The organism is Malaciobacter halophilus, assembly GCF_002837275.1.
Taxonomy (GTDB): Bacteria; Campylobacterota; Campylobacteria; order Campylobacterales; family Arcobacteraceae; genus Malaciobacter; species Malaciobacter halophilus.
This window is the reverse complement of sequence record NZ_NXIF01000101.1, coordinates 1-858: the sequence shown is the minus strand read 5'-3', so window position 1 is coordinate 858 and position 858 is coordinate 1. Positions and strand designations below refer to the sequence as shown.

Sequence of the window (858 nt, the reverse complement as noted above, 5' to 3'; positions counted from 1 at the left end):
TAGATAATACAAATCCAACAGTAAATGCATTAAATGATGGTGACACATTAACAGAGACATTTACATATACAGTACAAGATGGAGATGGAACAACATCTCAAACAGAAGTAGTAATCACAATAAATGGTTCAACAGATTCTGTACCAACAGTAGAAGTATCAGATTTAACAGCAGAAGTAGGCGATAATATAATTGCAGAAGATGCAACAACAGCAGTAAGTGGAACATTTACAATCGCAGCGGAAGCAGGAGTAGAATCAATAAGTGTAGATGGTACTACAATTACAGAAGCACAGCTTAAAGATTTAAGTGCAAATCCAGTAGAAATCACAACAAGTGATGAGGGTGGACAACTTACAATCACAGGATATGATGAGTCAACAGGTGAAGTAAGCTATGAGTATGTACTAAATCAACCAAAAGACCATAGTGCCGGTGAAGATAGTGTAATAGATACAATAGCAATAACAGTAACAGATGCGTTAAACCAAACATCAGCTGTAGATACCTTAGATATTTTAATAACAGATAGTACGATTGAAGCAGTAGGTGAAGAACATAGTTTAACAGAAGATTCAGCAATAACAACAGTTTCAGGAGATACCTTATCAAATGAAGCAGATCCATTCGATGGAGATGTAAGTTTCGTATCATGGGATAGTACAACAGCTAACTATGGAACAGTAACATTAAATGCAGATGGAACATATAGCTATACACTAGATAATACAAATCCAACAGTAAATGCATTAAATGATGGTGACACATTAACAGAGACATTTACATATACAGTACAAGATGGAGATGGAACAACATCTCAAACAGAAGTAGTAATCACAATAAATGGTTCAACAGATT

General features: G+C 34.8%; 1 protein-coding gene. It reads left to right on the top strand.

Annotated elements, in window-relative coordinates; translation table 11 throughout:
• The coding region (locus CP960_RS13595) for a VCBS domain-containing protein (protein WP_165777377.1) at positions 1-858 on the top strand (858 nt) is incomplete at both ends.